The 5316-nt window shown below is 63.9% G+C and carries 5 protein-coding genes and 2 pseudogenes; 4 read left to right on the forward strand and 3 right to left on the reverse strand.

Going from position 1 to position 5316, the window contains the following annotated elements; translation table 11 throughout:
• Together BG842_RS30545 and BG842_RS29690 are read left to right on the forward strand one after the other, a co-directional pair.
• Positions 1-182 (forward strand): hypothetical protein (locus tag BG842_RS30545; protein ID WP_069450405.1); only part of this gene is annotated, 182 nt, incomplete at its 5' end.
• A gap of 61 nt (positions 183-243) precedes the next feature.
• Positions 244-387 carry a hypothetical protein gene (locus tag BG842_RS29690; RefSeq protein WP_007982373.1) on the forward strand — a complete coding sequence of 48 codons (144 nt, stop codon included), beginning with the start codon at positions 244-246 and terminating at the stop codon, positions 385-387.
• A 54-nt stretch (positions 388-441) separates the two neighbouring features.
• On the opposite strand, the gene BG842_RS08280 is transcribed toward BG842_RS29690, so the two are convergent.
• Positions 442-729: a hypothetical protein gene (locus BG842_RS08280; RefSeq protein WP_069450406.1), complete on the reverse strand. Its 288-nt coding sequence runs from the start codon at positions 727-729 to the stop codon at positions 442-444.
• Between the two features lie 121 nt (positions 730-850).
• Here BG842_RS08280 and mutL point away from each other — a divergent pair, with 121 nt between their 5' ends.
• Together mutL and BG842_RS08290 are read left to right on the forward strand one after the other, a co-directional pair.
• Complete coding sequence (gene mutL, locus BG842_RS08285; protein WP_069450407.1) at positions 851-2977, forward strand: DNA mismatch repair endonuclease MutL; 2127 nt, start codon at positions 851-853, stop codon at positions 2975-2977.
• Positions 2978-3062: 85 nt separating this feature from the next.
• A complete protein-coding gene (locus BG842_RS08290) occupies positions 3063-3806 on the forward strand; it encodes a hypothetical protein (protein WP_069450408.1) in 744 nt (247 codons plus the stop codon).
• 195 nt (positions 3807-4001) lie between these two features.
• Here the strand turns inward: BG842_RS08290 and BG842_RS08295 are convergent.
• Both BG842_RS08295 and BG842_RS08300 read right to left on the reverse strand, forming a co-directional pair.
• Positions 4002-4745 (reverse strand): annotated as a pseudogene (locus BG842_RS08295) (hypothetical protein).
• Between the two features lie 85 nt (positions 4746-4830).
• Positions 4831-5316 (reverse strand): annotated as a pseudogene (locus BG842_RS08300) (DNA mismatch repair protein MutL); the annotation flags it as partial.

The raw sequence follows: 5316 nt of genomic DNA on the forward strand, positions 1-5316 counted from the left end.
AGCGGGACGGTCGTCGTGACGTCACCATCACTCGGTCCGTGACGCCCGTCTGTTCCCACTGCGATAGGCCCATCGACACCACTGCGTGGTATCCTATCGTCACGGAAACGAAAGAGGACGGGTCTGTCGTTCTCCACTCGTTCTGCGACGAAACGTGTCAAGCGGCGTGGAGCCGCCAATGAACCTCCACTCGGCGTTCCCAGCGATTCGCTCGACAGCGACGCTCTCACCCCCTCCCCAACCATGACGACTACCAGCGACGAACGAACGGAAGAGCTACACTGTACCGAATACGCCGACGGTTCGGGTCGAGTCGTGATGATGTACGACCCCGAGAACTCGAACGCGTGGATTCGCTCCTGCGTGACCGTACCCGTCGAACGCTGACCGCCGTTTGATAGGAACCGGTCGAGTCGGCCATCGACGGCGGCGAGTCAGCAGTTATCGCGTTATTTCCATGTCGAGCGCTTCTCCGGCGACCGTCCAGTCCTCGTCGCCGAGGCTGTAGTGGCGGACCTCCGGCGTCGTCCACGACCCATCGACACAGACGGCGCTGATTTCACAGCGCCGAATCTTCTCGTGTCGGGGCTCGATTTCCAGTCGGAAGCGGTCGTCGGGCATGTAGTCGATGGGACTAGCCGGGCCTTCGAACGCCCGCCCGTCCTCGAGTTCGATGCGAACGTGGTTCCCCAAGGTCACGACTTCCAGCGTTTCGGTAAACGATTCCATGGCAGGAGTACACGCGACGGACGTGAGTAAACGTTGCGATTCTATACCTATTATTCGTTAAAGACATGGTTTCGAACCGACACACGAACCTTGATTACGTCGGGCCGAAAGGATTCGAGAAATGAGCGACGGGGAGACGAACATCCGGGCGCTTTCCGAGACGACGATACAGCGAATCGCGGCGGGGGAGGTCGTCGAGCGACCGGCCTCGGTGGTCAAGGAACTGGTCGAGAACAGCCTCGACGCGGACGCTTCGCGGATTTCGGTGCGGGTCGATGGCGGCGGGACGGAGCGAATCGCCGTCACTGACGACGGCATCGGGATGAGCAGGGAAGACGTCCAAATCGCGGTCGAGGAGCACACGACGAGCAAGATTCGGGACATTGACGACCTCGAATCCGGGGTCGCAACCCTCGGCTTTCGCGGCGAGGCGCTGTACACCATCGGCGCGGTGTCGCGGACGAAGATTCGAACGAAACCGCGCGGCGGCGAGTCGGGCACCGAACTCCGTCTCGTCGGCGGTGACGTGGAGGGGGTGGGACCGGCGGGCTGTCCCGAGGGGACGACGGTGGAAGTCGAGGACCTCTTTTTCAACACCCCAGCGCGCCGGAAGTACCTGAAGACCGATTCCACGGAGTTCGCCCACGTCAACCGCGTCGTCACCCAGTACGCGCTGGCGAACCCCGACGTGGCGTTCTCGCTGGAACACGACGGACGCGAGGTGTTCTCGACGACTGGACGCGGAAACCTCCAGTCCACCATCCTGTCGGTGTACGGTCGGGAAGTCGCCACCGCGATGATCGCCGTCGATGGGGGAGACGCGGTGGACGTCTCGGGGTACGTCAGCCATCCCGAGACGACGCGAAGCACCCGCGAGTACGTCGCAACCTACGTCAACGGGCGGTACGTCCGCTCCTCGGTGGTTCGGGAGGCCATCCTCGATGCCTACGGCAACCAACTCGCACCCGACCGCTATCCCTTCGCCGTCCTCTTCCTCGACGTGCCCGCCGACTCGGTTGACGTGAACGTCCATCCGCGCAAGATGGAGGTCCGGTTCGGCGACGAAGCGCGGGTGAAGACGGCGGTTCGTGACGCCGTGCAAGACGCCCTCCTCGACAACGGACTGGTCCGAGCATCCGCCCCGCGCGGTCGGTCCGCGCCCGACGAGACGGACGTGACGCCCGAACCCGTGCAGTCGGAACTCGGCGACGGGGATTCGGCGGGGCGAAAGAACGCGAGCGGAGAGACGGCGGATTCGAACGCGGCGACGGCATCGAAGTCGGGGTCTCGGACCGCCGCGTCCGATTCCCACCGCTCCGAATCCAGTGATGCGGAGGCGACGGAACCGGACCGAACGACGTCGAGCGGCCACGGTTCGACCACCGGACGAACCGCGACTGAATCCCGTACGGAATCACCGACGAGCGGCGATTCTACGACGAACGGGACCGCGACGACGAACGGAGATACGGCGACGGAGCGACGTTCCGCGGAAGGGAATTCGGCGGGAAAGGGTTCGGCGACCGACGCCGCCCGCGACCCGGAACGGAAGTTCAGCGCGCCGACGGCGACGACGACGCTCCCCGAAGCGGGCGGGGAGGGAGCGAAAGAAGCGGACGAAGCCTCGTTCGAGCGACTGCCGAGCATGCGGGTTCTCGGGCAGCTCCACGACACCTACGTCGTCGCCGAAACCGGCGACGGCTTGGTGCTCATCGACCAGCACGCCGCCGACGAGCGGGTGAACTACGAGCGCCTCTGTCGGCAGTTCGCGGGCGATACGACCACGCAAGTCCTCGCGTCGTCGGTCGAGCTGGAACTGACGGCGGCGGAGGCGGCGCTGTTCGACGACTACCGCGAGGCGCTGGCCCGACTGGGTTTTCACGCCGCGCTCGTCGGGGACAGGACCGTCGAAGTGACGACCGTTCCCGCCGTCTTCGAGAAAACGCTCTCGCCGGACCTGCTCCGAGACGTTCTCTCCGAGTTCATCTCGGTCGAATCGGGTGACGCCAATTCGGCGGAGGCGGTCGCCGACGAACTCATCTCGGATTTGGCGTGCTATCCGTCGATAACCGGCAACACGTCGCTTCGAGAGGGAGACGTGGTGAGTCTGCTCGCGGCGCTCGACGAGTGTGAAAACCCCTACGCCTGCCCGCACGGGCGGCCGGTGGTCATCGAGTTCAACCGGGAGGAAATCGAGGACCGGTTCGAACGGGACTATCCGGGTCACGCCGGACGACGTGCCGAGTGAGAAAGACATGTTCTCCGACCGAGACTGTCCGTTTTCGGACCCGTAAGGATAACCTTCATATCGGCTGGCCGAATGGAGCCATAGTATGGCACGCGGGACGAGTCAGGGAGGACTCACCGACGCAATACGCTACGATATCGCACAGTTACACACCGGATGGATGGCGCTGTTCTTCCCGCGACAGCGACAGCAGTCCCACTCGGTCCTCGGAAAGTGGCAGCCACAGAGTACGACGGGAAAGGTCGCCTACAGCATCTGGAGCGTGGTCGGAACGGTCGTCGTCGCCCTGCTCTATCCCTTCGTCCTGTTCGGCTTCGCCGCGCGCTACTACACGAGTCGCATCGACCGAACGGCGGCGAGCCTCGGGGTGCTCGGCGTTATCGTTCTCTCGGTGGTCGTCTGGGGGGGCTTGGCGGCGCTGGCGAGCTATCGCTTCTCGACGGAGGGGTTCTACGCGGTCGCCGCCGCAGGTGGCGTGGCGACGGTCGCGGCGGTGTTCTCGTATCTCACCAGCCGATACGGGGGTCGAATAACGACGGTGCTGTTCGCCTACCCGTCCGGGATGACGGCTATCTTCCTGCCGCCGGTCGTCGCGGCGTTGTACTCCCCTGCACTCTCGAACGTCATCTTCCCCAACAGCACGAACCTCGCGGTGTGGTTGCTGAACAACGTGCTCACCTACCGCGGCATCGACGAGATACTCAGGGCGCGCTTCGGCCTCGAAGGACTCGCCTACGTCGGCATGTGGTTCGGAATCGCGGTGCCGGTCGGTTGGGTCCTCGGGTTCTTAGTGACGCTGGCGAATCTCATGCGCCCGAAATCGGAGTAACGCTTTTCTGTCGGTCGCCGAACGGTCCCGTATGGAGTTCAATTTACCTGTGACCGCCGCAGCACTGGTGGCGATCGTCGCCATCGGTACGGCGGGCCTCATCGGGATACGATGGCGACGATCGCCACCAGTGCTGCGGCGGTCACAGGTAAATTGAACTCCATACGGGACCGTTCGGCGACCGACAGAAAAGCGTTACTCCGATTTCGGGCGCATGAGATTCGCCAGCGTCACTAAGAACCCGAGGACCCAACCGACCGGCACCGCGATTCCGAACCACATGCCGACGTAGGCGAGTCCTTCGAGGCCGAAGCGCGCCCTGAGTATCTCGTCGATGCCGCGGTAGGTGAGCACGTTGTTCAGCAACCACACCGCGAGGTTCGTGCTGTTGGGGAAGATGACGTTCGAGAGTGCAGGGGAGTACAACGCCGCGACGAACCGGCGGCAGGAAGATAGCCGTCATCCCGGACGGGTAGGCGAACAGCACCGTCGTTATTCGACCCCCGTATCGGCTGGTGAGATACGAGAACACCGCCGCGACCGTCGCCACGCCACCTGCGGCGGCGACCGCGTAGAACCCCTCCGTCGAGAAGCGATAGCTCGCCAGCGCCGCCAAGCCCCCCCAGACGACCACCGAGAGAACGATAACGCCGAGCACCCCGAGGCTCGCCGCCGTTCGGTCGATGCACTCGTGTAGTAGCGCGCGGCGAAGCCGAACAGGACGAAGGGATAGAGCAGGGCGACGACGACCGTTCCGACCACGCTCCAGATGCTGTAGGCGACCTTTCCCGTCGTACTCTGTGGCTGCCACTTTCCGAGGACCGAGTGGGACTGCTGTCGCTGTCGCGGGAAGAACAGCGCCATCCATCCGGTGTGTAACTGTGCGATATCGTAGCGTATTGCGTCGGTGAGTCCTCCCTGACTCGTCCCGCGTGCCATACTATGGCTCCATTCGGCCAGCCGATATGAAGGTTATCCTTACGGGTCCGAAAACGGACAGTCTCGGTCGGAGAACATGTCTTTCTCACTCGGCACGTCGTCCGGCGTGACCCGGATAGTCCCGTTCGAACCGGTCCTCGATTTCCTCCCGGTTGAACTCGATGACACCGGCCGCCCGTGCGGGCAGGCGTAGGGGTTTTCACACTCGTCGAGCGCCGCGAGCAGACTCACCACGTCTCCCTCTCGAAGCGACGTGTTGCCGGTTATCGACGGATAGCACGCCAAATCCGAGATGAGTTCGTCGGCGACCGCCTCCGCCGAATTGGCGTCACCCGATTCGACCGAGATGAACTCGGAGAGAACGTCTCGGAGCAGGTCCGGCGAGAGCGTTTTCTCGAAGACGGCGGGAACGGTCGTCACTTCGACGGTCCTGTCCCCGACGAGCGCGGCGTGAAAACCCAGTCGGGCCAGCGCCTCGCGGTAGTCGTCGAACAGCGCCGCCTCCGCCGCCGTCAGTTCCAGCTCGACCGACGACGCGAGGACTTGCGTGGTCGTATCGCCCGCGAACTGC

Source organism: Haladaptatus sp. W1 (assembly GCF_001723155.1).
Lineage (GTDB): Archaea > Halobacteriota > Halobacteria > Halobacteriales > Haladaptataceae > Haladaptatus > Haladaptatus paucihalophilus.